Source organism: uncultured Salinicola sp. (assembly GCF_937921195.1).
Lineage (GTDB): Bacteria > Pseudomonadota > Gammaproteobacteria > Pseudomonadales > Halomonadaceae > Salinicola.
Genome location: NZ_CALFQK010000107.1, coordinates 19,705 through 46,260 on the forward strand (window position 1 = coordinate 19,705; position 26,556 = coordinate 46,260).

26 protein-coding genes and 3 tRNA genes are annotated in these 26,556 nt (G+C 65.3%); 16 read left to right on the plus strand and 13 right to left on the minus strand.

The window, feature by feature from the left end; all coding sequences use genetic code 11:
• Nucleotides 1-16: 16 nt before the first annotated feature.
• The 9 genes from pdxA to Q0602_RS12060 all read right to left on the minus strand — a co-directional run bounded on the left by pdxA (nucleotide 17) and on the right by Q0602_RS12060 (nucleotide 10,348).
• A complete protein-coding gene (pdxA, locus tag Q0602_RS12020; protein ID WP_295035026.1) occupies nucleotides 17-1,027 on the minus strand; it encodes a 4-hydroxythreonine-4-phosphate dehydrogenase PdxA in 1,011 nt (336 codons plus the stop codon).
• Complete coding sequence (locus tag Q0602_RS12025; RefSeq protein WP_298843488.1) at nucleotides 1,024-2,286, minus strand: four-carbon acid sugar kinase family protein; 1,263 nt, start codon at nucleotides 2,284-2,286, stop codon at nucleotides 1,024-1,026. The genes pdxA and Q0602_RS12025 overlap by 4 nt, the downstream gene beginning before the upstream one ends.
• 46 nt (nucleotides 2,287-2,332) lie before the next feature.
• Complete coding sequence (gene dapA, locus Q0602_RS12030) at nucleotides 2,333-3,220, minus strand: 4-hydroxy-tetrahydrodipicolinate synthase (protein ID WP_298843490.1); 888 nt, start codon at nucleotides 3,218-3,220, stop codon at nucleotides 2,333-2,335.
• A gap of 45 nt (nucleotides 3,221-3,265) precedes the next feature.
• Nucleotides 3,266-4,636, minus strand: coding sequence for an Nramp family divalent metal transporter (locus Q0602_RS12035; protein ID WP_298843493.1), 1,371 nt, complete (start codon nucleotides 4,634-4,636; stop codon nucleotides 3,266-3,268).
• A 240-nt stretch (nucleotides 4,637-4,876) separates the two neighbouring features.
• The gene (gene larC / locus Q0602_RS12040; RefSeq protein ID WP_298843495.1) at nucleotides 4,877-6,124 is read right to left on the minus strand and encodes a nickel pincer cofactor biosynthesis protein LarC; all 1,248 of its coding nucleotides are present in this window, start codon (nucleotides 6,122-6,124) and stop codon (nucleotides 4,877-4,879) included.
• A complete protein-coding gene (larB, locus tag Q0602_RS12045; RefSeq protein WP_298843498.1) occupies nucleotides 6,121-6,894 on the minus strand; it encodes a nickel pincer cofactor biosynthesis protein LarB in 774 nt (257 codons plus the stop codon). The genes larC and larB overlap by 4 nt, the downstream gene beginning before the upstream one ends.
• A gap of 22 nt (nucleotides 6,895-6,916) precedes the next feature.
• The gene (gene larE, locus Q0602_RS12050; protein ID WP_223119709.1) at nucleotides 6,917-7,825 is read right to left on the minus strand and encodes an ATP-dependent sacrificial sulfur transferase LarE; all 909 of its coding nucleotides are present in this window, start codon (nucleotides 7,823-7,825) and stop codon (nucleotides 6,917-6,919) included.
• Between the two features lie 53 nt (nucleotides 7,826-7,878).
• Complete coding sequence (larA, locus tag Q0602_RS12055) at nucleotides 7,879-9,141, minus strand: nickel-dependent lactate racemase (protein WP_298843508.1); 1,263 nt, start codon at nucleotides 9,139-9,141, stop codon at nucleotides 7,879-7,881.
• 82 nt (nucleotides 9,142-9,223) lie between these two features.
• Entirely contained in the window at nucleotides 9,224-10,348 is a 1,125-nt protein-coding gene (locus Q0602_RS12060; protein ID WP_298843511.1) for a 2-keto-3-deoxygluconate permease, read from the minus strand.
• Between the two features lie 333 nt (nucleotides 10,349-10,681).
• On the opposite strand from Q0602_RS12060, the gene Q0602_RS12065 reads away from it, so the two are divergent.
• The 13 genes from Q0602_RS12065 (at nucleotide 10,682) to Q0602_RS12120 (ending at nucleotide 20,702) form a co-directional block, all read left to right on the plus strand.
• Nucleotides 10,682-12,622, plus strand: coding sequence for a DEAD/DEAH box helicase (locus tag Q0602_RS12065; protein WP_298843514.1), 1,941 nt, complete (start codon nucleotides 10,682-10,684; stop codon nucleotides 12,620-12,622).
• Nucleotides 12,623-12,729: 107 nt separating this feature from the next.
• The gene (gene pqqA, locus Q0602_RS25355; RefSeq protein ID WP_075569317.1) at nucleotides 12,730-12,807 is read left to right on the plus strand and encodes a pyrroloquinoline quinone precursor peptide PqqA; all 78 of its coding nucleotides are present in this window, start codon (nucleotides 12,730-12,732) and stop codon (nucleotides 12,805-12,807) included.
• Nucleotides 12,804-13,739: a pyrroloquinoline quinone biosynthesis protein PqqB gene (gene pqqB, locus Q0602_RS12070; RefSeq protein ID WP_298843517.1), complete on the plus strand. Its 936-nt coding sequence runs from the start codon at nucleotides 12,804-12,806 to the stop codon at nucleotides 13,737-13,739. The genes pqqA and pqqB overlap by 4 nt, the downstream gene beginning before the upstream one ends.
• A complete protein-coding gene (gene pqqC / locus Q0602_RS12075) occupies nucleotides 13,736-14,566 on the plus strand; it encodes a pyrroloquinoline-quinone synthase PqqC (protein WP_298843519.1) in 831 nt (276 codons plus the stop codon). Before pqqB ends, pqqC begins: the two co-directional genes overlap by 4 nt.
• Entirely contained in the window at nucleotides 14,563-14,883 is a 321-nt protein-coding gene (gene pqqD, locus Q0602_RS12080) for a pyrroloquinoline quinone biosynthesis peptide chaperone PqqD (RefSeq protein WP_298843522.1), read from the plus strand. The genes pqqC and pqqD overlap by 4 nt, the downstream gene beginning before the upstream one ends.
• Nucleotides 14,880-16,004, plus strand: a complete 1,125-nt coding sequence (gene pqqE, locus Q0602_RS12085) for a pyrroloquinoline quinone biosynthesis protein PqqE (RefSeq protein WP_298843526.1) — start codon at nucleotides 14,880-14,882, stop codon at nucleotides 16,002-16,004. Before pqqD ends, pqqE begins: the two co-directional genes overlap by 4 nt.
• Nucleotides 16,005-16,174: 170 nt before the next feature.
• The gene (locus tag Q0602_RS12090) at nucleotides 16,175-17,083 is read left to right on the plus strand and encodes a ScpA family protein (protein ID WP_298843553.1); all 909 of its coding nucleotides are present in this window, start codon (nucleotides 16,175-16,177) and stop codon (nucleotides 17,081-17,083) included.
• Nucleotides 17,080-17,991, plus strand: a complete 912-nt coding sequence (scpB, locus tag Q0602_RS12095; RefSeq protein WP_298843528.1) for an SMC-Scp complex subunit ScpB — start codon at nucleotides 17,080-17,082, stop codon at nucleotides 17,989-17,991. The genes Q0602_RS12090 and scpB overlap by 4 nt, the downstream gene beginning before the upstream one ends.
• Before the next feature lie 71 nt (nucleotides 17,992-18,062).
• Complete coding sequence (gene rluB / locus Q0602_RS12100) at nucleotides 18,063-18,929, plus strand: 23S rRNA pseudouridine(2605) synthase RluB (protein WP_110598005.1); 867 nt, start codon at nucleotides 18,063-18,065, stop codon at nucleotides 18,927-18,929.
• An 87-nt stretch (nucleotides 18,930-19,016) separates the two neighbouring features.
• A tRNA-Lys gene (locus tag Q0602_RS12105) sits at nucleotides 19,017-19,092 on the plus strand.
• Between the two features lie 61 nt (nucleotides 19,093-19,153).
• Nucleotides 19,154-19,229, plus strand: a tRNA-Lys gene (locus Q0602_RS12110).
• Between the two features lie 61 nt (nucleotides 19,230-19,290).
• Nucleotides 19,291-19,366 (plus strand) — tRNA-Lys (locus tag Q0602_RS12115).
• 88 nt (nucleotides 19,367-19,454) lie between these two features.
• Nucleotides 19,455-20,702 (plus strand): serine hydrolase, encoded by a 1,248-nt coding sequence (locus Q0602_RS12120; RefSeq protein ID WP_298843535.1) that lies wholly within the window; start codon nucleotides 19,455-19,457, stop codon nucleotides 20,700-20,702.
• 10 nt (nucleotides 20,703-20,712) lie between these two features.
• On the opposite strand, the gene Q0602_RS12125 is transcribed toward Q0602_RS12120, so the two are convergent.
• A complete protein-coding gene (locus tag Q0602_RS12125; protein ID WP_298843537.1) occupies nucleotides 20,713-22,176 on the minus strand; it encodes a M48 family metalloprotease in 1,464 nt (487 codons plus the stop codon).
• 225 nt (nucleotides 22,177-22,401) lie between these two features.
• On the opposite strand from Q0602_RS12125, the gene Q0602_RS12130 reads away from it, so the two are divergent.
• Nucleotides 22,402-22,653, plus strand: coding sequence for a sulfurtransferase TusA family protein (locus Q0602_RS12130; protein ID WP_295035060.1), 252 nt, complete (start codon nucleotides 22,402-22,404; stop codon nucleotides 22,651-22,653).
• Nucleotides 22,650-23,723 carry an AI-2E family transporter gene (locus Q0602_RS12135; RefSeq protein ID WP_298843540.1) on the plus strand — a complete coding sequence of 358 codons (1,074 nt, stop codon included), beginning with the start codon at nucleotides 22,650-22,652 and terminating at the stop codon, nucleotides 23,721-23,723. The genes Q0602_RS12130 and Q0602_RS12135 overlap by 4 nt, the downstream gene beginning before the upstream one ends.
• 87 nt (nucleotides 23,724-23,810) lie before the next feature.
• On the opposite strand, the gene Q0602_RS12140 is transcribed toward Q0602_RS12135, so the two are convergent.
• The 3 genes from Q0602_RS12140 to Q0602_RS12150 form a co-directional block, all read right to left on the minus strand.
• Nucleotides 23,811-24,422, minus strand: a complete 612-nt coding sequence (locus Q0602_RS12140) for a LysE family translocator (protein WP_295035064.1) — start codon at nucleotides 24,420-24,422, stop codon at nucleotides 23,811-23,813.
• A gap of 35 nt (nucleotides 24,423-24,457) precedes the next feature.
• Nucleotides 24,458-25,234: an AraC family transcriptional regulator gene (locus tag Q0602_RS12145; protein ID WP_298843545.1), complete on the minus strand. Its 777-nt coding sequence runs from the start codon at nucleotides 25,232-25,234 to the stop codon at nucleotides 24,458-24,460.
• A 301-nt stretch (nucleotides 25,235-25,535) separates the two neighbouring features.
• Nucleotides 25,536-26,006, minus strand: a complete 471-nt coding sequence (locus Q0602_RS12150) for a peroxiredoxin (RefSeq protein WP_298843548.1) — start codon at nucleotides 26,004-26,006, stop codon at nucleotides 25,536-25,538.
• Nucleotides 26,007-26,382: 376 nt separating this feature from the next.
• On the opposite strand from Q0602_RS12150, the gene Q0602_RS12155 reads away from it, so the two are divergent.
• Nucleotides 26,383-26,556: dihydrodipicolinate synthase family protein (locus Q0602_RS12155; protein ID WP_298843556.1), on the plus strand; the 174-nt coding region annotated here is incomplete at its 3' end.

Sequence of the window (26,556 nt, forward strand, 5' to 3'; positions counted from 1 at the left end):
ATGGGTGAATTCGATGTCAGGTCGGCAGCGCGGTTCGACGGCTGGCGAGTTCGACGGCCTGGCGTAGCGCCTCGATCAGGCTGCGCTCGTCGGCGATGCCCTTGCCGGCAATATCGAACGCGGTGCCATGGTCGACCGAGGTGCGAACCACCGGCAGGCCGACGGTGACGTTGACGCCCGCCTCGAGCCCCATCACCTTGACCGGGCCATGGCCCTGGTCGTGGTACATCGCCACGACACAGTCGAAGTCTCCGCGGCCGGCACGGAAGAACAGCGTGTCGGCGGGCAGAGGGCCTTCGACGTTCCAGCCGCGCTCGCGCAACGCCTTGATCGCCGGGACGATTTTCTCTTCCTCTTCGCCATAGCCGAACAGCCCGTTCTCGCCGGCGTGGGGATTGATGCCGCAGACGGCGATGCGCGGGTCGTGAATGCCGGCCCGGGCCAGCGTTTCGTGGGCGCGCTCGATGGTCCGCGTGACCAGCTCCGGCTCGATGCGCGCGATGGCATCGATGATGCCGATATGGGTGGTGACGTGGATCACTTTCATCTTCGGCGTCACCAGCATCATCGAGACTTCCTCAGTGCCGGTCAGGTGCGCCAGCAGTTCGGTGTGGCCCGGGAAGAGGTGGCCGCCGGCATGCAGCGCCTCCTTGTTGAGCGGCGCGGTGCAGATCGCGTCGAGTTCGCCGGCCTCGATCAGTTCGACAGTCCTGGCGATGTAGCGATAGGCGGCATCGCCGGCTATTCTGGAGACCTTCCCCCAGGGCAGGTCAGCGGGGATCAGCCCGAGATCGATACACTCGAGGGTGCCGCGTTCGAACCGTGCCTGGGCGGGGGTCTCCACCACATGCAGCTCGAGCGTCGAGCCGACGATCTCCATCGCCTGGCGCAGGCGTCCGGCGTCGCCGATGACCAGCGGCCGGCAGCTGTCGTGGACGGTGTCCTGGGCCAGTGCCTTGACGATGATCTCCGGCCCGACGCCGGCGGCATCGCCCATGGTGATGCCGATGACGGGACGATCGGTCATGTGCGTATCCTCTGTTGAGTCTGGAAAGTGGAGATGGAACCGGTGTCGTGCCAGATCCGCACGAAGGCTTCGGTATCGCCGAAGCCGCCCGCCTTGGTGATCACTTCGAGCGTCCGGCCGTCATGATTCGCATGCATCCTTGCCATCCCGGTGTCGGGCGCATCGACGAGATCGAGCTCGGTGACCTCTGCCGCCATCAGTAGCGCTCGTGCGGTGGCGCCGCCCGTGGCGATCAGGCGATCGACCTCGGTCAGGTACGGTGCGAGTATCGCGCCGAGTTCGACGCTGAGCCTCGGCCCCTCGGCGGCATCGCGATCGCCGGGCTGGGCCAGTCGAACCATGACGTCGTTCCCGGCCTGCAGCGTTTGCCGGATGCGATCGTCGAGCGCGGCCCGGACGGACGTTTGCGGGCGGGCGCCCAGAAAGTCCCCGGCATCGATCTCGACCACTTCGAGCGCAGGGGTGACATCGACCAGCGCGTCGGCCTGTGCGTGCGAAATGCGACTCATGCTTCCGACCACGATCAGGGTCGGGCGTCGACGCAGGGCGGGCGCCGGCTGGGCCGCGCCCGGCGTGCCGGAAAGCCTCAGCGCCCGGGGCAGGGCAAGCCCCAACCCCGCCGACCCGACCCAGAACACGCGTTCCAGGGGCGCCGACAGCGTTGCCAGACGCGTCAGGTCGGCATCCGTCAGCGCATCGCAGATCACGGCGTGAACGCCCCTTTGCCGGTATCGGCGCAAAGTGTCCGTCACCGCCGCGTCCGCTTCGTGGAGCGCCGACAGGTCCAGCCGACGTGTCTTCAGGCCGGCCCCTTCCAGCATCTCGACCAGATCGGCACGACCGCCGATACCTTCGTTGGTCCAGACCTCGCTCTCTTCGACCGGGCGTTCGTGGAGCCACTGGCGGCCATCCCGAGTGGTTCTGCCGGTGGCGGGATAGGCCGGCGCGACGATCGCCATGCCGGCGCTCGGCACCAGGCTCGCGACCTCGGCGGCAAGGTTGCCGCGCAGGGTCGAGTCGACCTTCTTGAACAGATGACGGTAGCGTCCGGCCCACCGGGTCAGGCAGTGATGGTGCCGTGCTGCCGCGTCGCCAGCGTTGCAGGCGCGCGAATCGAGATCCACCGCGGCGACGTCCGCCACGCTGGCCGCTTCGGCAGACAGCATGATCTGCGTCGTCAGGCCGAGCTGCGCGCACCCGACCGCCGAATCCGCGGTGCCGGTCAGGTCATCGGCCAGGATGAGCAACTTCACGGGCACGGAAGAAGCTTTCCCGGATGCCGTCATCGCCAATGCCGAAGGGGCGTCAGACGTCGACACGGGAGTACGCCTCGAGAGCCTGCTTCAGCTTGGCGAGCGCCTGCGGCGTCAGTGCCTGGACCGGCGAGCGAGCGGGCCCCGCGGGCATGCCGAGCAGATTGGCTGCCGTCTTCAGCACGCTCGGCATGGTACCCAGGGCGAAGGCGCTGCGCAGGGGCCGCAGCTTCTCCTGGGCTTCGCGGGCGGTCTCGAAATCGCCGGCCCGCCACGCGTTCCAGATCGTCATCACCACGTCCGGTACCGCGTTGGTGGTCGCCGCCACGGCGCCGTCGCCGCCTGCCATCAATGTCCACAGAATCATCGAGTCGGTGCCGGTGAACACGGCGAAGTCGTCCCGGCGCAGGCGGATCAACTGGACCAGGCGATCGAAGTCGCCGCCGCTATCCTTGATCCCGCGAATGTTGGGAATCTTCGACAGCGTCGCTACGCTCGATACTTCCAGCGTCACTCCCGCCTTGGCCGGAATGGTGTAGAGCAGGATCGGCAGGTCGGTCGCCGCGGCGATGCGCTCGTAGTGGGTGATCAGTTCGGCTTGGGTCGCACCGTTGAAATAGGGGGTGATGATCGACAGGCCATCGACCCCGACGTCGGCCATGCGGGCATTGAGCTCGATCACGCCGCGAGTGGTATAGCCGCCAGTGCCGGCATAGACCGGTACGCGACCCGCGGCCTGGTCCTTGACGATGGTGGCGACACGCACCTTCTCCTCGTCGGAGAGCGAGAAGAACTCGCCATTGGTACCCAGGGCGAACAGGCCGTGAACACCCTTGGAGATCAGGATGTCGACCAGGCGACGCAGGCCCGCTTCGTCGATCTCCTCGTGGGAATCGAGCGGCGTGATGAGCGCGGGAACGATGCCTTTGAACTGTGTCATGCGAGTCTCCTCGTGGAAAATGAGAGTGAAAGCATGCGTCGATCGCTACTGGGCGACCCTGGCGATGGCGCCCGCCAGATTGGTCAGGATGGCGTAGAGCGACCAGAGGCCGATGAGGGAGATGACACCCAGGATCAGGGTTTCCCACCAACGGTTGGCGTAGTCGTCGAGCATGAAGCGACGGCTGGTGGTCAGGATCAGGATGCCGATCAGAATCGGCGGCAGTACCGTGGCCGTGATCACGCTGGTACCGAAGACGCTCAGATAGACGAGATTGGGCGCGAAGGGCAGCGTGATGAACAGTGGGGCGACGATGAACAGGCCGATCAGGGCTGGACGATAGCGCGGGTCCTGCTCGGGGCGCATCTCGCCGTCTCTCTTTCCGGTCGCCAGGTGGAGCCCGTTGAACATCAGCTTGGCCAGCCCGTGCGCCTGGGCGGGGAAGCTGGTGAAGGCGGCCATGAACAGGCTGACCCAGAGCAGAGTCGGTCCCCAGTCGCCGACTGCCATCTGCATCATCGTGGCGAGATCGGTCTCGCTGGAAACGGTCACGCCCGTTCCACGCAGCGTCTCCGCCGCCACGATCCAGAACAGCGCGTTGATGATCAGCAGCGGCAGCATGCCCGCGATCAGATCCAGCCGCTGGATCTTGCGGTGGGCCGGGCGATTCCAGCCACGATCATCCATGAAGTAGGGGTAGAGCAGGTTGATCGCCGAACCACCGATGGTGCCGATGGTCGCCACCGCGATGAACAGCGCATCGAAGGGACCGTTGTCGGCCGGAACCGCGAACGTCAGGCCGCTGAGCAGGGCGGGAAAATCGATGTGACCGATCCGGAACAGGGCGTAGACGAACGAACCGATGATGATCACGGAAGCGACCCGCGCCAAGCGCTCGAGCCACTTGAACGCGTTGCGGCCCGCCAGCATGACCAGCGACAGCAGCATGACGATGAGACCCATCAGCGGCAGGCCGAATCCATCGGGCAGCGTCAAGCCGGTGGATTCGATCAGGTGCACCAGCGCGACGGCGCAGGCGCGCATGAAGCTCATCTGGATGATCAGGCCGTAGACCAGCATCAGGATGGCGAAGAATGCCGGAAAGCCCTTCCACAGGCGCTGGTAACCGGCCATCAGCGACGAGTCTTCGAACCGGTTGGCCAGCTTGTACTTGGCGATGGCCGAGATCATGCAGTAGCGGGCGGCCAGGGCGACCACCAGGGTCCACATCAGCGCGTAGCCGTAGTTGGCGCCCGACACGGTGGAACTGACCAGGTCGCCGGTTCCCAGAAAGGCCATGGCGAGTACCAGCCCGGGCCCGATGCTGCGCAGGTAGTCGCCAAGCGTCGTCGGCAGTCTGGGCGGCAAGTCGGCGTCCAGGTCGCCGGCGATTCGGCTCGATTGAGGAGTTGCCATGTCATCGGCTCTTTTTGATCGCAGTGAGCATAAAATTGATCGTTACGATCATAATGACAACCCTTGGCTGCAGAATACCCTGAGGAAAACCGGCGCAGGTCGCTAATTTCCTTCTACGTCAGCCAGTTGCGTAATATTAGACATTGGTCTACCGACGCCGGAATCGCCGGTGGGGAGAGGCGATTGACACGACCTTCGTTGATCGAGCCGCCTCGTCGGTCGCCATTATGATCGAATCGATCAAGGTCGGGGCCGGCGCTCCCGGGATCGGTGCCAGGCCGCCAGGATGACTTGCTGGACCTCGACGAACGGCAGGCGGTGGCGGAAGGCGAGCGCGCTCACATCCTCGAATTCCGGTGTGGTCCGCAACGTCTCTCCCTCGAGAGAACCGATCTTGACCCTGGCGCTTCCCAAGGGGGTTTCCACCGTTTCGATCCGGCGCTCCAGGATACGTCGACTGGTGTCGTGACGGCGCACGCCGAACGTCGGCGTCTGGCGCAGCATCAGCAGTTCGAGCGCCTCCGCCCGGTTCAGCGGCGCCAGCACCGTCACCAGATGGCCCGGCCGGGACTTTTTCATGGTGACGGGGGTGAAGAAGACGTCGAGGGCGCCGGCCTCCAGCAGCAGCTCGATCACGTGACCGAGCTGCTCCCCGGTGGCGTCGTCGAGCTGGCAGGCCAGCACGGCGATGGTCTCTCTGCCCTGATCGGGTACCGCTGTTTCCATCGAAATCACGCGCAGCACGTTGGGATGGGGGAAGTCGCGGTTGCCGGCACCGTAGCCGATCTCGACCGGGGTACCCGCCGCAGCGGAGCGGAACGAGTCGACCAGGGTGGCCAGGAACGCGGCGCCGGTGGGTGTGGTCAGCTCGCCCGTGACATCGGGCTCGAAGGTGGATAGCGGCACGCCCTTGAGCAGTTCCAGTGTCGCCGGCGCCGGGATCGGAAAGCGGCCATGGGCCATGCTGACCACGCCGTATCCCACCGGCACCGGGGTTGCGGTGATCGTCTCGACATCGAGGGCTTCCAGTGCCAGGCAGACGCCGAGGATGTCGATGATCGAGTCCATCGCGCCCACTTCGTGCAGATGAACCTCGGCGGGATCGATTCCATGGATTCGCCCTTCGGCTTGAGCAATGGCGGTGAAGATCGCCGTCGCCCGGCGCCTTACGCGAGGAGGCAGATCGGCATCGGCGACCATTGTCAGAATATCTCCCGCCCGGCGGTGAGGGTGGCCGGCGTGGCCGTGCACATGCTCATGACCGTGATCATGAGGATGAACGCCACCAGCGGGCTCGAGCGCGATGTCGAGCAACCGCGCGCGGATACCGCAGCGATCCACCGGCCGGGTCTCGAGTGCGAACGGATCGATCGGCAAGCGGCGCAACGACGCCGCGATCCCTTCCAGATCGGCGCCGAGGTCCACCAGCGCCGCCAGCAGCATGTCGCCGGCGATGCCGAAGGTGCAGTCGATATGAAGCGTCTTCATGAGCTGCGGGGCCCTGTTGAGGCGGATTCGGCGGGTCCCTCGGCGGCGGCTGCCGAACTGTCGAAGCTGGCGGGCCGCGGATCGGGCCCCCGCTCGAGCAGCGAGAGAATGCTGGCGGCCTGCCAGGCGGCGCCGAAACCGTTGTCGATATTGACCGCGCTCATGCCGGTGGCGCACGCCGAGAGCATGCCGAGCAGGGCGGTAATGCCCTGCAGGCTGGCGCCGTAGCCCACCGAGGTCGGTACCGCGATCACCGGGTTGCGCACCAGCCCGGTGATCACGCTGGGCAGCGCGCCTTCCATGCCGGCAATCACAATCAGCACATCGGCCCGGGTCAGTGCCTCGCGGTGGGCCAGAAGTCGATCGAGCCCGGCGACGCCGACATCGTTGAGTCGGGCGACGTTGGCCCCCAGCCAATTGAGCGTGCCAGCCGCCTCCTCGGCCACGGGCAGGTCCGAGGTGCCGGCGCAGATCACTGCCACGGTGCCGGGGAGACGCTTCGGCGAGGCACCCCACGAAAGCAAACGGCTGATCGGATCGTAGTGGCCGTGGGGATGATCCTGAAGCACGCGTTCGGCACGCTCGGCATCGAGTCGGGTGACCAGCGCCCGCTGGTGACGATCGATCAGGCGGGCGACGATGGCGCTGATCTGATCGGCCTGCTTGCCCTCGCCGAACACGACTTCGGGGACGCCGTTGCGAGCTTCGCGAGCGTGATCGACGCGGGCGAATCCCAGGTCGGAAATGGGGCGGTCAGGGCGTTCGGTCATGCAATTTCCCGTCGAACTAAATTCAAGGCAGCAGTCGATTCATGCTGCCGCTGCGGTAGCCGGCCAGATCCAGCGTCACCCAGGCGTATCCCAGCGCCGTGAGTTCCGCGACCAGCCGGTCGTGATGTTCGAGCACCGTCGCCATGTCCTGGGGTTCGACTTCGATCCGCGCCAGTTCGCCATGATGGCGCACGCGGAGCTGGCCGATGTTCAGAGCTCTGACGCGGCGCTCGGCTTCGGCGATCCGCTCGAGCTTCTCCAGCGTGATACGTTCGCCGTAGGCGACCCGCGACGACAGGCAGGCCAGCGAAGGCTTGTTCCAGGTCGGTAACCCCATGGCCTGGGAGAGTTCGCGGATCTCGGCCTTGTAGAGTCCGACCTCGTGCAGCGGTCCGCGCACGCCATATTCGCGGGCCGCCTGGGTGCCGGGGCGATGTTCGCCGTCGTCGTCGGCGATCAGGCCGAAGACGATATTATGGAATCCGGCGTCGACCATGATCGGCGCCAGATGGGTGAACAGGCCGGATTTGCAGTAGTAGCAGCGGTTGGCGTCGTTCTCGGCGTAGCCGGGAATGGCGATCTCCGAGGTCTCGATGACCCGGTGCGGCGCCTCCAGACGCCGGGCCAGTTCGCGGGCGGCATCGAGTTCCTCGAACGGATAGGATTCCGAGTCGGCGGTGACCGCCAGGACGCGTTCCCGGCCCAGCGTCTCCAGCGCGATGGCCAGCAGGAAGGTGCTGTCGACGCCACCGGAGAACGCCACCACCACGTCGCCCATCTCGCGAAGCACGTGACGCAGGCGTTCCAGCTTGGCCTCGAGTTCGGCGCCCTGGGTCACGTCGGCGGTCAGCGACACGCTGTGCGGGCGTGACGGCGCCGCCGCGTCCACGCTCAAGGCGTCGATCCGTTCGCTTCGAGCCATCGAGGTCATTGGGTCCCTCCCGTCGTGTGTCCGTCGACCGGACGTTCAGTCATCGACACAGCTCAGTCATCAACATAGGGTACCGTCAGCGGTCCCAGCGGCATCACGGCAATCGACATTTCCTCGCCGTAACGTGCTTTCAATGCCTGCAGCGTTTCGGCGATGTCATGGACGGGCTCCAACAGCGCGGCGCGCGCCTGATCGTCGCTCAGTGTCGAATAGAGCATCACGTCGGCCCAGCTCTGGATGACCGCCTGCTTCTGCACCTGCCACTGGTCGAGCATGGCGAATTCCGGATCCTCGATCATCTCGAGCAGGGCCTGGGGTGAATCGGCCATGGCCAGAATCTCGGCGAACTTGCCGTGGTCGGGGATGCCATCCGAGCACTCGCAGGCCATCAGGATGGTGCCGCCGCGCTTGACGATCTTGTGCGCGGCACTCATGCCCTTGACTGCCTGATAGAGGTTCTGGTCCAGCGGATAGCCGGAATTGCCGGTGATCACCACGTCGAAACGCCGATCGGCTTTCACCATCGCGTGCTCGAGTTCATGTTCGCAACCCTGGCGGTGCGCCTCGGTGAGATCGCCGGCAAACACCCGGGTGATCGCCTTGTCGCGATTGAGCGTGACGTTGAGCATGAAGTGCGGCGGACACAGGGCGTTGATCTCGCGGGTCATCGCCTGCAGCGGATTGTCGTCCATGTTGCCCCAGGTCGAACGCGGGTCGCCGATCATGCGGGCATTATGGAAAGTCATGATGGTTTCGAGCCCGGCGATGCCCGGCATCACCCCTTTGGGTCCGCCGGAGAAGCCAGCGAAGAAATGGGGTTCGATGAAGCCGGTGACGATACGGAAATCGGCCTCGACCCAGCGACGGTTGAGCCAGGAAGGGCAGCCGAAACTGTTGTCGCCGACGTTGACCAGTTCATCGTAGTTGTCGCAGTGGTTGTTGATGATCTCGATGTGATCCACCACCCAGTCGCCCAGCATGCCGCGGAGCTCCTCGACCGTCTGGTCGCGGTGGGTGCCGGTGCCGTTGATGATGACGAAATTCTCGTGCGGCACGTGATCGAGCGTTTCGATCAGCAGCGGCACCAGCAGGTGGTTGGGCGTAGGCCGGGTGATGTCGCTGATCACGATGGCGACGCGGTCGCTGGCCTTGACCATCTCCTTGAGCGGTGGGGTGCCGATCGGCGTCTCGAGCGCTTCGCGAACCCCGGCCTCGGGATTCACCATGGCATGTTGCGTCGGCGGTTCGACGACGAAAGCGTCGTCCGGCAAGTCGAGTGCCAGCTCACCCTTGCCGTAGAGCAGAGAGGTTTTCATGCAGGCTCCAGGTTGACGGCGCTTTCGCGCCGCCAGGGAATAGCTTGGGTTTCAGCATGCCACGATATCGACGTGACGTCGCTCAACCGTTGCGCGCCGTATTCAGGTCCTCGTCGGCACGGCGATGGGGTTCGTCCTCGAGGGTGCCGTCGATACCGCGCCTCTTTTGCCAGCGGTCGACCAGCATCACGGCGATCGGCCCCAGAATGGCGGTCGTCAACGTGGCGATCGAGATCTGCGACGTGGCGATGTTGACCAGGTCGTGATAGCTCTGCGCCTCGGCCGCGCTCATCATGCCCGAGTTGGCGGCCACCGCCGCCGCGGCAGCGATGGCGGCCGGCGTGCCGGCGGCGTTGCCTGCCGTGGTCGCTTCGGACACCGGCGCGATGACACTGGGCTCGCGGAACAGCCGGAACACCAGGATACCCGCGCCACCGGTGAGAATCGTGGTCATGACCCCCAGCAGCAGACCGGCGCCCACGACCTCGGGATTGAAGAAGGCCGCCAGGTTCATGTTGGCGCCCAGGGCAAAGGCGAAGAAGGGGACCGGCAGTATCTCGCCGGGCTTGAGGAAGGTGCGGATGTCTCGATCGAGATTGCCCAGCAGCATCCCCAGCGCGATCGGCAGTAGCACGGCGATGAAGGCGATCACCGGGAACTGGGAGCCCAGCAGACCCAGCGACATCAGGGTGAAGAACGGGCCATCGTTGAGTGACAGGATCGCCACCGCGCCAGTGTCCGAGCGATTGCCGTACTGGCTGGTCAAGGCCGCATACATGCCGCCGTTGCCGTTGGTCATGGCGGCGATGATCGCCACCGTCGAAAGACCCAGCAGGCCGTCGATCGGATCGAACATCAGCCCCAGGCCCACGCCCACCGCCAAACCGGTCAGGTATTTGGCGGTGACCAGCAGGGCGCCTTTCTTGAGCGCCTTGCCCCCCACGCGCAGGTTCATCTGGCTACCGGAGCAGAACAGGAACAGCGCGATCAGTACCAGCGCGCCATCCTTGAACAACTCTTGGGAAAAACCGCCTATACGCAGGAATTCGTACTGGCCGCTGTCGGTTTGCCCTGCCCCCAGCCACTGCAGGATCGCGGTGATCCAGGACAGGTGAAGCTGATCGATGGTATTGAGCGCGGCACCGAAGATGAGGGGAACCACCATCAGGCCTCCGGGGACCTTCTGGATCGTGGCGAGCAGTTTCATGGGTTGACTCCCGTGCGCCATGCGTGGCGAGTGGTTCGCTAGGGAAACCCTGCATAAATGCCTGCGCGAGCAAATCACTTCTTGTGCGGTGCCGCTTCGCTTCGAGCCTGTGCTCCGTACGCCTTGTGCTTTACACCACCGCTTGCCGATTTATTCAGCGCTTCCAGATGATCGAAACGATTGACAATTTGATCGAATCGATCATTAATGGCAATTCAACTAAAGATGTAGAGGGAGTGGGCGCGCGTCTTTGATCGCTGCAGTCAAAGTGCTGTGCCGTAGGCCGCGATCGAGCCGTTCCCTCGGCCGCGCGACCTGAGTACCATGCCGCTCATGTCCAGACCCGCCTCGACCAATCCCGCCCCTCGACTTCGCCCCTACCAGACGCAAGCCGTCGATAACGTCATCGCGCACTTCCGTGGCAGTGACGATCCGGCCGTGGTCGTGTTGCCGACGGGAAGCGGCAAGTCCCTGGTCATCGCCGAACTGGCCCGGCGCGCCCGCGGTCGCGTGCTGGTACTGGCCCATGTGCGTGAACTGGTCGAGCAGAACCATGCCAAGTACCTGGCCTACGGCCTGGAGGCGGATATCTTCAGCGCCGGGCTGGGGCGCAAGGAGAGCGGGCGCCAGGTGGTGTTCGGTTCGGTGCAGTCCGTGGTCAACGGACTGGATGATTTCGCCACCGGCGAGTTCACGCTGCTGGTGATCGACGAATGCCATCGCCTATCGATTTCCAAAGAGGCGCTGGCCCGCGGCGCCGGCAAGGCCGAGAGCGAACGCCGACGCAGCGCTTCCTCCTACGAGAGGGTGATCGCACGGCTGCGCGAGGCGCGACCCAGCCTCAAGGTGCTGGGGCTGACGGCAACGCCCTATCGGCTCGGCGAGGGCTTTCTCTATCACCGCCACTACCACGGCATGGTGAAAGGGCCTGAGGAGGCGTTCTTCCGCGACTGCGTGTTCGAGCAGCCGCTGCGTGTCATGGTGCGTCAGGGCTACCTCGCCGAGCCCAGGCGCATCGATGGTGCCCTGGCGTTCTACGACTTCTCCCGATTGATGCCGCAGCGCAACGGCCAGTTCGCCGAGCGCGATCTGAATGGCGTGGTGCAGGGCAATCGCGCCACGCCGCGGATCGTTGATGACGTGATCGAGCGAGCCCGGGACCGGGAGGGCGTGATGATCTTCGCCGCCACCGTCGCCCACGCCGAGGAAGTGCTGGGGCTGTTGCCGCCGGAGGAGAGCGCGCTGGTGACCGGGGCGACGCCGGGGGTGGAGCGGGAGCGCCTGATTGCCGCGTTCAAGGCCCGCGAGCTCAAGTACCTGGTCAACGTTGCCGTGCTCACCACGGGCTTCGATGCCCCCCATGTGGATGTGATCGCCATTCTGCGCCCGACCGAATCGGTGGGCCTCTACCAGCAGATCGTCGGCCGCGGCCTGCGGCTCTCGCCGGGCAAGACCGACTGCCTGATCCTCGACTACGCCGGCAATCCGTGGGACCTCTACGCGCCGGAGATTGCCCAGGCGCGCCCGGACGGCGAAAGCGAACCGGTGCAGGTCGAATGCCCCGAATGCGGCTTCGCCAATACCTTCTGGGGCAAGCGCGACGGCGATCTTGTGATCGAACATCATGGTCGGCGCTGTCAAGGGCTTCTTTTCACACGCGGCCAAAGCCCCGCGCTCTCTACACGCGCCCAAGACTGCGCGAAAAGCGGAAGGTCAAACCCGGAGAAGGAGGTCGATGCCGGCGCGGAGTCGGGCGCCGTGGAGAGTCGACATCAATGCACGTTCCGTTTTCGCTTCAAGGTGTGCGAGCAGTGCGGGGGCGAGAACGATATCGCCGCGCGTGCCTGCGGCCACTGCGGCGAGCGCCTGGTCGACCCGGACGACAAGCTGCGCGATGCGCTCAAGCTGCGTCACGCCAAGGTGCTGCGGGTGAGTGGCATGCAGCTCGAGGCGACCACCAACGGGCGCGGCGTGCCGCGGCTCAAGGTGACCTACCACGACGAGGATGGCGAGACGCTGGACGAGTGGTTCGGGCTCGACACGCCGGCGCAGCAGCATGTGTTCGCGCGCGTCTTTCTCCGCCAGCATCTGCGCGCACCGGGCAGTGGCTGGCGGCCCGGCTCGGCCGAGCAGGCGGCTGCCGAAGCGGGGCGCCTACGCGCGCCGGACTTCGTCATCGGCCGCAAGACCGGACGCCACTGGCGGGTCGACGAGAAGCTGTTCGACTATGTCGGGCGTTATCGCACGGCGGACACGGCAGGCGCCGAAGGGTAGAATCGTTTTCTTGCTAATAAAAGCATTGGGCCAATCGCGCCCTTTGGCTAGAATGAAGTGCCGCTCGTTCGAGCGCTCACCCCAAACCGAAGATCAAGGAGCTCCCCATGAGCTGGACAACCCCGGAAGTGAAGGAAATCTGCGTCGGCATGGAAATCAACGACTACATGCCCGCTGAATTTTGAGCCAACAGCAAGACACGCGCGGCGGCGCTGCCCTGCAGCTGCGCGTACTGGGGGCGGCCGCCGGTGGCGGTTCGCCTCAGTGGAACTGCCGCTGCGACGTGTGCCGCCTGGTCTGGGAGGGCGACCCACGCGTCACGCCACGGACCCAATCCTCGATTGCCGTCAGTGTCGACGGCGAAAACTGGGCGCTGATTAACTGCGCGCCCGACATTCTCAAGCAGATTCAACAGACGCCGGCACTGCATCCGCGCGTGGGTCGACGGCATACGCCGATCGCCAGCGTGCTGCTGACCAATGCCGACGTCGATCACATTGGCGGGCTGCTCAATCTGCGCGAGAGCTCGCCGTTCCGACTGCTGGCAACGCCGATGATTCAGGATGTCCTGCGCGGCAGTCCGATCTTCGAGGTGCTGAACCCCGACCACGTCAGCCGCGAATCGATCGCCCTGGATCAGCCCTTTGCGCTGCTCGAGGGCCTGCAAGCCCGGCTGTTCGCGGTGCCGGGCAAGACCGCGCTCTATCTCGAGGGCGACCGGGTCGAGATCGGCATCGAAGGCGAGAGCACGGTGGGCGTCGAGCTGATCGGCAATGACAAGCGTGCGTTCTACATTCCCGGCTGTGCGGCGATGACTCCGGCACTCGCCGCGCGCCTCGACGGTGCCGACCTGCTGCTGTTCGATGGCACCCTGTGGCGGGACGATGAAATGGTACGGGCGGGCGTCGGCCACAAGACGGGGCAACGCATGGGCCACATGTCGATGTCCGGTGAAGACGGCAGCATCGCCGCGCTGGCCGAACTCTCGCTGGGCCAGCGTGTCTTCGTCCACATCAACAACACCAACCCGGTGTTGATCGCGGACTCTCCGGAGCGTCGGGCCGCCGAGCGCGCCGGCTGGGAGATCGCCCATGACGGCATGGAGCTGAGCTGTTGAGCCTCTCTTTCGAGAATCATCCGGATCTCATCGAGCCGCTGAGCATGGAGGCGCTGGAAGCACGCCTGCGCGAGGTCGGCGAGACGCGCTATCACCATCGTCATCCGTTCCAGCTGATGCTGCAGAACGGCGAGCTCGACAAGCGCCAGGTCCAGGCCTGGGCGCTCAATCGCTACTACTACCAGGCGATGATCCCGATCAAGGACGCCTCGCTGATGGCGAGACTCGACGATCCCGAACTGCGCCGCACCTGGCGCTCGCGGTTGGTCGACCATGACGGAGAAGCGCCGGGCGAGGGCGGCATCGAGCGCTGGCTGAAGCTAACCGACGGGCTCGGCCTGTCGCGGGAGCTGGTCGTCTCGACCCGCGGCATCCTCCCGGCGACGCGCTTTGCCGTGGAGGCCTACACCCACTTCGTGCGCGACCGGACGCTGCTGGAGGCGATCGCCTCGTCGCTGACCGAGCTGTTCTCGCCGATGGTGATCGGCCAGCGCGTGCGCGGCATGCTCGAACACTACGATTTCGTCTCCCGCGAGACGCTCTCCTACTTCGAGCCGCGGTTGACCCAGGCGCCGCGGGATGCCGAGATGGCGCTCGACTACGTCAAGCGCCACGCGGTGCGCGCCGACCAGCAGCAGGCGGTGATCGATGCGCTGCGCTTCAAGTGCAGCGTGCTGTGGGCGATGCTCGATGCGCTTCAGCACGCCTATGTCGGTTCCGGCTCGAAGTCCGCGGGCCAGGTGCCGCCGGGCGCCTGGGGCAGCGGCGTCGAAGGGCAGGAGATCGAAGGTGACGGCCTGAATGACCACGGGAGGCATGCCCGATGAGTGCCGATACCCATAGCAATGGCGACGCCGGCGGCGTGCCCGGTCTTCACGAATCCGACGTGGTGAAGATCCCGCGCGGTGTGCGGCTGCGCGAGGACAAGGCCCGCGGTGGCTGGGTGCTGCTGGCGCCGGAGCGGGTGTTCCAGCTCGATCCCATCGCCCAGCAGGTGCTCACCCGCGTCGACGGCGAGCGCGATATCGCCGCCATCGTCGACGATCTGGCTGAAACCTTCGCGGCGCCCCGCGAGCGCATACTCGTCGATGTGCGCGCGATGCTCGCCGACCTGATCACCAAGAACGTCCTGGAAGTGACATGAATACCCCGTCGGAAGCGCGTCAGTCGCCCTCGATGCAGCCACCCCCTATTGGCATGCTGGCGGAACTGACCCATCGCTGCCCGCTGCAGTGCCCGTACTGCTCCAACCCGGTCGAACTGACCCGCAAGCGCGAGGAGCTCGATACCGAGACCTGGCAGCGGGTCTTCGCCGAGGCGGCCGAGCTCGGCGTGCTGCAGGTGCATCTTTCCGGTGGCGAGCCGGCGTTGCGCCAGGATCTGGAAGCGCTGGTGGCGAGCTGCGCCGAACACGGCCTCTACTCCAACCTGATCACGGCCGGGGTCAATATCGGTCGCGCGCGTCTCGAAGCGCTGGCCGACGCCGGGCTCGATCACGTCCAGCTCTCGGTGCAGGGTGCGACGGCGGAGGTCAACGATCATATCGCCAACCTGCCCGGCGCCTTCGACAAGAAGCTGGCCTTCGCTCGCGAGGTGACCGACGTCGGGCTGCCGTTGACGCTCAACACTGTGATCCATCGCGCCAACCTGCATCAGATCCCCGATCTGGTCGAGCTGGCGCTGGCACTCGGCGCGCGGCGCCTCGAGATCGCGCATGCGCAGTATTACGGCTGGGCGCTTCAGAACCGTGGCGCGCTGATGCCGCCGCGGGAACAGGTGATGGAGGCGCTGGATCTGGTGGAGGCGGCCCGCGGGCGGCTCAAGGGCAAGCTGGTGATCGACGCCGTGGTGCCGGATTACTATGCGCGGCTGCCCAAGCCTTGCATGAACGGCTGGGGCCGACAGTCGCTCAACGTCACGCCCGCGGGCAAGGTGCTGCCTTGCCACGCCGCCGAGACGATCCCCGGCCTCGAGTTCTGGAACGTGGGCGAGCATTCGCTGGGCGATATCTGGCAGCACAGCCCCGCCTTCAACGCCTATCGCGGTACCGACTGGATGCCGGACGCCTGCCAGAGCTGCGACCGGCGCGAGATCGACTGGGGCGGCTGTCGCTGCCAGGCCTTGATGTTGACCGGCGACGCCACCCAGATGGACCCGGTCTGCGAGCTCTCTCCCTACCACGACGAGATCCAGACGCTGGCGATCATCGATTCGAGCCGAGACGACGAATTCACCTACCGGCGATTTTCGCGCCAACCCGCCTGATATCCGACGATGGCGACGTCTCCACTGTGGGTCCGTCGACGTCGTGTCGATAGGCCATCGTTGCCTGCCTTGTTAGACTGCGATTATTGTCCAGTCATGATCCGGGAGGCGGCGTGAGCGTGATCGAATCCGAACGACCCGATGCCGCCGAGGCGTCGCCGTCGGGGCAGCTGCCACTCGACTTCGTGGTCCGGGTCAACGGCGAGCGCCTGACCGAGCTGCCGCAGGATCTCTATATCCCGCCGGAAGCGCTCAAGGTCTTCCTCGAGACCTTCGAGGGGCCGCTCGATCTGCTGCTCTATCTGATCCGGCGGCAGAATCTCGACATCCTGGCCATCAACGTCGCCGCCATCACCCATCAGTACGTCGAGTACGTGGATCTGATGCAGGCGATGGAGATCGACCTGGCCGGCGAGTATCTGGTGATGGCCGCGATGCTCGCCGAGATCAAGTCGCGCACGCTGTTGCCACGGCCGCCCAAGGGCGACGACGAGGACGAGGAAGCCGATCCGCGGGCCGAACTGATCCGGCGTCTGCAGGAGTACGAACAGCTCAAGCTCTCCGCCGAGGAACTCGACGCGCTGCCGCGCATGGGGCGCGACTGGTATCCGGCGCAGGCGGCGCTGCCGGAACTCGAGCCGCGGGTGGTCCATCCCGACGTATCGCTGAACGATCTGCTGGGCGCGCTCGGCGGCATGCTCAAGCGGGCCGATCTGCGCCAGTCCCATCGGATCAGTCGCGAGGTGCTCTCGACCCGCGAGCGGATGCTCTCGATCATGGCCAAATTGAACGCCGATCGCTACACGCCGTTCGAGGCGCTGTTCGACCTTTCCGAGGGTCGCGCCGGGGTCATCGTCACCTTCATGGCGATTCTCGAATTAGCGCGTGAGTCGATGATCGAAATCGTGCAGAATGCGCCGCTCTCGCCAATACACCTGCGTGCCAGGCTGGCGATCGAGGACTGTGCCGCAGGCGACGATGGCGACATCGAGGGCGAGCCGGCTTTCGAGGCCGCAACGTCCGCGTCGGCGACAGGCGTCGATGAATCCGATAACGGCGACGGCGAGACCCGGGCATGAACCGCCTGACCGACCCTTACGTGATCCCAGCGCTGGACGAGATTCTGGAAGCGGTACTGCTGGCCGCCGGTGAGCCGCTCTCGCTGGAGCGGATCGAGGCGCTGTTCGGCGACGGCCCGTTCGATTCGGGGCAGCCGCCGGCCCGCGCCGCGCTTCGCGAGTCGCTAAATAAGCTGTCCGAGCGATTGGCGGCCGGCGGCGCGCTGGAGCTGCAGGAGTCGGCCTCGGGTTACCAGATCAGGATCCGTCAGCGCTATTCGCCCTGGGTGTCGCGGCTGTGGGACGAGAAACCGCAACGCTACTCGCGGGCACTGCTCGAGACGCTGGCGCTGATCGCCTACCGCCAGCCGGTCACCCGTGGGGACATCGAGGAGGTGCGCGGCGTGGCGGTCAGCAGCTCGATCATGCGCACGCTGGTGGAGCGGGGCTGGATCCGGGTCGTCGGCCATCGCGACGTGCCGGGACGGCCGGCGGTCTACGCCACCACCCGGGCGTTTCTCGATGACCTGGGGCTGCAGACGCTGGATTCGTTGCCGCCGATGCATGAACTCAAGTCCTTCGAGACGTTCGAAACGGCCATGCACCAGCCGTTCGCCGATGTGCCCGATGGCGTCGCTCCCGATGTCGGGCCCGGCGCTGACGAGACGGGCGAGAGCGATGCCGAAGCCGGTGTCGATGACACCGCACCGCTCGACGACACACCGGCCGGTTGGGAAGAGGTATCGGCAACGTCGGAACCTGAGTCCGACACTGACGAACACGCCGAGATGGCGTCCCCCGGCGAGTCGCCGAGTTTTGCCGAGCTCGAGGCGCGACTGGCCGAACGTGCCCGCAGACGTCGGGATGAATCGGAGGTGCCGGATAGCGGCACCGATTCGGACCAGCATGGAACGGACACGGACACCTGAAGTCGCCTCGAACCGAACTGCCGACAGGCCGGGCGGGAGGTGGCGACTAGCCGATGAGGCAATGAAGCATCATGACGGATACCAATACCGAGAAATTGCAGAAAGTGCTGGCGCGCGCCGGATATGGCTCGCGACGCGAAATGGAAACCGCGATCAGCGCCGGCCGGATCAAGGTCAACGGCCAGGTCGCCAAGCTGGGCGATCGTGTCGGGTCGCGCGACCGCGTGGCGCTGGACGACCGGGCCATCAACCTGCGCGCCGTCGAGGAGGTACCTCGCCGGGTCATCATGTACAACAAGCCGGAGGGCGAGCTGTGCACGCGCAAGGATCCGGAGGGGCGGCGGACCGTGTTCGAACGCCTGCCGCGACTGAAGGGCGAACGCTGGATCGCGATCGGCCGCCTCGACATCAATACCAGCGGGCTTCTGCTGTTCACCACCGACGGTGAACTGGCCAACCGGCTGATGCACCCCTCGCACCAGATCGAGCGCGAATATGCCGTCCGCGTCATGGGGGAAGTGAAGCGCGAGCACGTGGTCGCCATGGTCGAGGGTGTGATGCTCGAGGATGGTCCGGCACGCTTCTCCGACGTCCAGGAGTTTGGCGGCGAGGGTATCAACACCTGGTTCCACGTCGTGATCCTGGAGGGGCGCAACCGGGAAGTTCGGCGGCTGTGGGAGTCCCAGGGGCTGACCGTGAGCCGCCTGAAGCGGGTTCGCTACGGCAATATCTTCCTCGACAAGCGGGCCAAGGCCGGCGAGTGGACCGAGATGACCCAGGACGAGATCGACGAGCTGTCGAACCTCGCCGGTCTCGAACCGCGCAAGGTGCCCGAGCTGACGCCGGACGAGAAAAATCGCTGGAGTCGCGACAAGAACAAGCGTCGTCCGGTGACGGCGATGAAGAAACCGCGTCGTCCGCGTCGCCAGGACTCCTGATTCCGGCGTTGCGCCAGCGGCCTCGGGGCGGGAAAAAACGCTTGCCTGCTCCGAGGCTTATGAGTAATATGTGCGCCCAGTCGGAAGGGGTCGTTAGCTCAGTTGGTAGAGCAGTTGGCTTTTAACCAATTGGTCGTAGGTTCGAATCCTACACGACCCACCATCGATCTCCCCCTCGCCGTTTCGGCATCACTGCGCAGCGCCCGCTGTCGGTGGCACGTTTCGGGTCGTTAGCTCAGTTGGTAGAGCAGTTGGCTTTTAACCAATTGGTCGTAGGTTCGAATCCTACACGACCCACCATCGATCTCCCCCTCGCCGTTTCGGCATCACTGCGCAGCGCCCGCTGTCGGTGGCACGTTTCGGGTCGTTAGCTCAGTTGGTAGAGCAGTTGGCTTTTAACCAATTGGTCGTAGGTTCGAATCCTACACGACCCACCATTTCAGCGGTTCCCCTCTTCGCCGACAAATCGATGCACGTCTTCGCGTGGCTGTGTTACTGATTGAGGATTCCCTCAGGAGAGCTCTCATGACGTCCAGTTCGCTCCAGCCAGGTTTTGCCCGTCCCGCCGACGCGTCTCGCCTCGAGCCGTCCTGCTCGAGCGCCATCTACCATCATGCCGACGAGCCGATCGGTGACATCGAGCAGGCCTACAGCGGCCGTCTGACCCCCGATCTGGCGGTGAACACCTTTCGCAATATCGACCGCCTGTTTCCCACTCGAATCATCGCCGCTGGCGCTTCGCCGCGTCCGCTCGGGCAGGCGCCGGCGAGCCTCGATGGCGTGATCGCCAGCGCCAACGGCGACGCCTACGATCTCTACGACTACCTGGCGCTGAACAGTGTCACCGGTCTGCTGGTGCTCCGCCACGGCGAGATCGTTCATGAGACCTACCAGCGCGGCAATCGGCGCGATACCCGCTGGATGTCGATGTCGGTGGCCAAGTCCATCTGTTCGACGCTGGCCGGCATGGCGATCCGGGACGGTCTGATCCCCGAGGGCCTCTCCTCGCGGGTGACCGATTACGTACCGGCGCTGGCGGGAAGCGCCTACGAGGGCGTCAGCCTGCGCGACCTGCTGATGATGGCGTCCGGCGTCGCCTGGAACGAGACCTACACCGATCCCCGATCCGATCGTCGCGCGCTGCTGAAGGCGCAGGTCGCCCAGCGGCCGGGCGGGGCGATAAAGGTGATGGCAGCGCTGCCCCGCGCCGCCCGACCGGGGACGCTCCATAACTACAGCACCGGCGAGACGCAGATTCTCGCCGAACTGGTTCGGCGAGCCGTTGGCCGACCGCTGTCCGACTATCTCTCGGAGAAACTGTGGCAGCCCTACGGCATGGAGAGCGATGCCCGCTGGTGGCTGGAGTCCGCCGACGGCGTCGAGATCGGCGGTAGCGGCATCGCGGCAACCTTGAGGGATTACGCACGCTTCGGCCAGTTCATGCTCGACGGCGGCAGGATCGACGGCCAACCGCTGCTACCCGAGGGGTGGATCGACGCCGCCACGCGACCCACCACTCTCGTCGGAGGCCAATCGCCACTGGAATACGGCTACATGTGGTGGACTGCCTGGACGGAACCCTCGCGCCGGGATCGCGCCTTCGCCGCGAGGGGAATTCACGGCCAGCTCATCTACGTCAATCCGGCGCGTGACATCGTGATCGCGCAGAATGCCGCCGCGCCGAAACCGCTCGGCAGATTGGTGATCGATCCGATGGTGTTCTGCGATGCGGTCGTGGCACATCTCGAGGGGCAGGCTGGCGCGCCAGCCTGAGACCGCTCGGTCAGAAGCTCCGCATGGTGTCCCGGTAGCCGAGGAAATCCTTGCGTCGCTGCTCGATGCGGCTAGCCATGGCGTAGTCGCCACTCTGTTTGGCGACTTTTTCGGCGGAATCGATCTGACGAATGGCGGTGTCGATGCGACCCTCGAGCTGGAGCTGCTCGGCGCGGGCCAGCTGGCCCCAGGCATCGCGGCCGGTGCGGCCGGCCGCCTCGGAGAGCAGGCCGAACACGTTGGGATCCTCCGGATACTGCTCGCTCATCGCTCGCAGCACGTCGAACGCCTGCGCCGGCGCCGTCTGCACCAGTGTCTCCGCCTGCACCCACTGCGCCGGATAATAGCCGGGAGACAGCCGCAGGATGTGTCGTGCCCTCGCCAGTGCGTCCGGGTGGCGCCCGGCGTCGTAGGCGACCTGGGCGGCGGTGGCGGGGATCATCGAAAGGTCGGGATAATCTCTGGCAAGCTCATCGAGGGTCTTCAGCGCCGCGTCGGGACGCGCCTGCTGTGCATCGGTGAGCGCTTGCAGATAGCGGACGGCGGCCGGCGGCGGATCGTCCTGGCGAAGCGCCGTCATCGCCTGGGTCGGGTTATCCCGGTTGAGCATCAGCAATGCTCGCCCGCGGATCATGGCGTAGGTCGGGTCGTCCCGGTGTGGCGGCGAGGGCAACTGGTCGGCCCGGGCCTGGGTGTCACTGATCCGCGATTCGGTGACCGGGTGGGTCAGCAGGAACTCGGGGGGATTGCCGCCCTGGAGTGCGGCGAGTTTCTGCAGCGTGCGGAACATCTCCGGCATCGCCTGCGGGTCGTAACCGGCCTTGGCCATGGCGTTGAGGCCCACGCGGTCGGCCTCCTGTTCGAACCGGCGGGAGTAGGCGAGCTGATCCTGGATGAACGCCGCCTGCGAGCCCATCATCGCGGCGATGCCCGCGCCACCGCCACCGCCTGCCGCGAAGATCATCCCGGCCAGCATCGCCGCCATGGTGGGCAGCTGCGTCTCCTCCACCCGCTCCATGCGCCGGGCGTAGTGGCGCTGGGCCAGATGCCCCAGCTCGTGTGCCAGCACCGAGGCGAACTCACCCTCGTCGGGCGCGGTGGCGAACAGGCCGGCGTTGACCCCGACCACCCCTCCGGGTACGGCGAACGCGTTCAGCAGGCGGCTGTCGACCATCGTCACCACGAGTCGCTCGTTGACCCCGCTGTAGGGCACCAGCTTGGCCAGCATCGAGCGGACGTAGGTCTGGGTGATCGGGTCCTGCCACGGATCGGTCTGGGCGCGGAATTGACGCAGCCAGGCACGACCCAGACGATACTCGTCGTTGGACGTGACGGCGGCGCTGGTACTGCCGAGATCCGGGAGCTGATAGCCTTGCTGGGCGTGCGCGGTCGGCAGGGTGCCGGCCAGTCCCGCGGAAAGCAGTGAAACGGCCAGCAGGCGCCGCTTGAATGATGCCAGTCGTTGACGTTTCATGCTGACGATCTCGATCCTCATTCAGGCTGAAGCCGGGGTGGCCGATGGTGGTCTGCGCTATCATGCGTTCGACCGCAGCTTGTCGCAGACGTTGCCTAGGGCCTGTTCACACTATACGACGCGTGGAGAGTGTGAACAGACCCTGGAAAAACCGGGCGTTGCAACAGCCGTCGTGGCGGGCTTGTCGCGCCAGCGGGCCTCTTTTCAATCAATCTGGGGTATGTCATGTCTCAACAGCCGGATCGTCGACTGGATGCCTCCGGCCTGAGCTGCCCGTTGCCGCTGCTGAAAGCCAAGCAGGCGCTGGCGGGCATGCAGGCCGGGCAGCTGCTCGAGGTGATCGCGACGGACGCCGGTTCGTGGCGGGATTTCGAAAGTTTCGTCGAGCATAGCCGACATGCGCTGGTCGGGCGCGAAGAGAAGTCGGGTGTGTATCGCTACTGGCTGCGTAAAGCCGATGGAGAGGCGCGAGCATGAGTTTGAAGGGCATCCTGCGTAACTGGTTCGAGCGGTACCTGTCCGACGAGGAGGCCATCGTCCTGCTGGCGCTGCTGATCGGCGGCTTTGCCATCGTCATCTGGCTCGGCGGTGCGCTGGCTCCGTTCTTTACCGCGCTGGTGGTCGCCTTTCTGCTGCAGGGCGTGGTGGCCTGGCTGGAACGGCGCGGATTGCCGCGACTGCTGGCGGTGGGGCTGGTCTTCCTGCTGTTCGTGGGCGCGCTGCTGGCGCTGGCGCTGATCGTGATGCCGCTGGTCTGGAACCAGCTGGTCGAACTGGTGAGGGAGGCCCCCGACATGTTCGCCAGCAGCCAGCGCTGGCTGGGAGAAATGCAGGCCAGATACCCCACCATCGTCACCCCGGACCAGGTCCAGGGCTGGATCGCCACGGCGGGTCACCAGGCGTCACAGCTCGGTCAGCGCGCGCTGACCTTCTCGCTGGCGTCGCTGGGCAACCTGATGGCGGTGATCATCTATCTGGTGCTGGTGCCGATTCTGGTCTTCTTCATGCTCAAGGACCGCGAGCGGCTGGTCGATTTCATGCTGTCGATGCTACCCGGCAAGCGTACGCTGATGACTCGCATCTGGCAGGAGATGGACGACCAGATCGCCAACTACGTGCGCGGCAAGACGATCGAGATCATCATCGTCGGCAGCGTGGCCTTCATCGTCTTCTGGGCGTTCGGGTTGCCCTATTCGGCACTGCTCGGGCTGATGGTGGGCCTGTCGGTGCTGGTGCCCTACATTGGCGCCGCGGTGGCGACGCTGCCCGTCGCGGCGGTAGCCGGCTTCCACTTCGGCGTCGGCGACCAGTTCTTCTACGTGCTGGTGGCCTACGCCATCCTGCAGGCGCTCGACGGCAACGTGCTGGTGCCGATCCTGTTCTCGGAAGCGGTCAACCTGCACCCGGTCTCGATCATCCTGGCGGTGCTGTTCTTCGGCGGGCTGTGGGGGTTCTGGGGGGTGTTCTTCGCCATTCCGCTGGCGACCCTGATCAAGGCGCTGGTGCAGGCCTGGCCGCGAGGGGAGTCGGTCCAGGCCGAGGCGTGACGCGTGGGTGAAGCCGCGCAGGAACGGGATAAGGCACCTCCGCGGGCGGCTGAGCCGCGCAATCTCTCTTTCGCTGCGCTGGCGGGGTCAGAGTCTTTCGAAACCGAGACGCAGGGCCAGCAGTACGAAAGCGGCAGCAAAGCCATAGCGAATGAATGCCATCACTCGTGGCCTGCCGATGACATGATCGCGGACCCAAGCCGCCATCAGTCCATAGCCAATGAACACGATCAATGTCATGACCACGAACACCAAGCCGAGAAGGAGAAAATCGCTACGTGCGTCGGCGCTGTCGACCGGTACGAACTGGGGCAGGAAGGCGAGGAAGAATAGACCCAGTTTGGGGTTGAGCAGGTTGAGCCAGATGCCCGTGCCGATCAGCGCCAGGCCACCGCGAGGCGAGTGCTGACTATCGACGGCCATCACTCCCTGCGCCCGCCATACCTGCCACGCCATGAATAGCAGATAGAGCGTTCCCGCGATGCGCATTGCCTGAAAAAGGGTGCCGCTCTTTTCCAGGATGGCCGTCAGGCCCAGCGTGGCCAGCAGTAGTTGGGGCGCGATGCCCAGTGTGCAGCCCAGCGCGGCGAGCATGGCAGCGCGTGCGCCTCGTCCCAATCCCGTGGCCAGTGTGTAGAGCACGCCGGTGCCTGGCAGCACCACAACGATGAGGGCGGTCAGCAGAAATTCGAGGGTCATGGTGAGATGAGTTCCGATGTTCAGAGGGCGATGAATCAACCACGCCACTGACCAGGCGTCACGCCCAATTGGTGCACGAAAGCCCGTGTCATATGGCTCTGATCCGCAAACCCGGCCGCGCCAGCGGCTTCCGTCAGGGAGGTGCCTCGGCTGATTGCTGCGCAGGCCAGGCGCACGCGGCGCTGTTTGAGATAGGCATGGGGAGTGGTGCCGACTTCGCGCCGGAACCGGCGCAGCGCGGTGTAGGGCGTCAGCTCGGCGATGCGGGCCAGCTCGGAGAGCGCTGGGGCGTCGAGCGGGTCGTCATGAAGTCGTTCCAGCATTCGCTGAACCGCGGATGAAGGAGGGGCGGCCGTTGGTATCGGAAGCGACGTGTCGAGCAGCGCGCCGAACAGATCGCCGATGATTTCCGTGATCTCGTCGGGAACGCTGTTGGGGATATCCGCCATGCCGTGGAGTAGGCGCCTGGTCAAGGCGGGGTCGATCATCGTCGGATGGCGAAATTCACGCGAGGCCAGCTCGGTGCCGAGGGTGTTCTCGATCAGGTCCGGAGTGACGAACAGCATGCGCCAGCGGCGCGCAGAACCGCCTATCGGGATACCGTCGTGAAGCTCGCTGGGATTGACCGTAATCACGTGACGCGGGCCTGCCTCGACGCTTCCGCGGCCACTCCACGAGACGTGTCCGCCGTCGAGCATCACGCCGATGCCGTACTCGTCGTGCGAGTGACGGGGGAATCGTCGATCCGACTGGATCTCGATGAGATGAGCGCCAGGCAGTGCGGTGTGCGCAGATTGAACCCGGTGTAGCATGGCCTGTTTCCTTGCTTTCCCTGTAGCTTCCATTGGTTCCATCCGGTCGTCTCACGATCGATTGAGAGCTGTCACCCGGCCCGTAGTGAGTGATCGGGAGATTGGTGACCGTGATTGGAGCAACTATCAAAGAGATCCGTCTGAGTGTCTTGAACGAAATTGACTCTCGGTGGTGCAAGGGGGCTCGGAAGGGACAGGGTAATGGGAGGTCGTGGCATGGTTGTGTTCGGCCGCGGACCGCCTTATTGGCGGCCCGCGGCTGACATGTCGCCGGGCTTGATGCGGTGCGGCCCAATTATCTTCAGCGATTGAGCTCCTGAGCCGCGGCGAGCACCTCGTCGACGTGGCCCGGGACCTTGACGCCGCGCCACTCGCGGGCGAGCTTGCCGTCGGCGTCGATCAGGAAGGTGCTGCGCTCGACGCCCAGGTGCTCCTTGCCGTACATCTTCTTGAGCTTGATCACGTCGAACTGGCGGCAGATCGCCTCGTCGCGATCGGAGATCAGCTCGAACGGGAAGCCCTGCTTGGCCTTGAAGTTCTCGTGGGACTTGAGGCCGTCCCGCGAGACACCGAAGACGACCGTATTGGCGGCCTCGAACTCGCCGATCCTGTCGCGGAAGTCGCCACCCTCGGTGGTACAGCCGGGCGTGCTGTCCTTGGGGTAGAAGTAGAGCACCACCTGTTTGCCGCGATAGTCGCCGAGTCGGAAGGGCGTGTCGCCGGTCGCTTCGGCGGAGAAGTCTTCTACGGGTTGTCCAACGCTGAGTGTCATTAGGCGCTCCGAAACCGGGAAGTGAGTGGCGAACGATAGCCGATCCTGGCGGTCAATGCTCGGTAGCCGATACCTTGCCGGTTGCCGGAGGTCGCGACGATCGCGGCGACAGCCAACCTGGCGGCTGTACACGCTGGAGCTGCCTGAGTACCATCTGGGGGCGTGAAATCGCGCCTGGGCAGGCGCCATGACCGCATCGACATCATGTCCGACGTGCTGGAGCCCGGAACCGGGAAGCGTTGGCCTGGCCTGCGGAGGGCACGCCAATGACTCAGGCACCGGGGTGCATCCGGCCGGCAATTCGGTTTCCGGTCGTTCGATATCGATTGGGCAAGGCGGCCGGCCGCCCATCCGGTCACAGAGAGAGAGCTGCAAGATGATCACAGGCAGTATCGTTGCCATGGCGACGCCGATGAAAGCCGGTGGCGAGATCGATTGGGAGGCGCTGCGCCGCCTGGTCAATTTCCATCTCGATCACGGCACGGACGCCATCGTTGCCGCCGGTACCACCGGCGAGCCGACCACCATGTCGTTTGCCGAGCATTTCTGC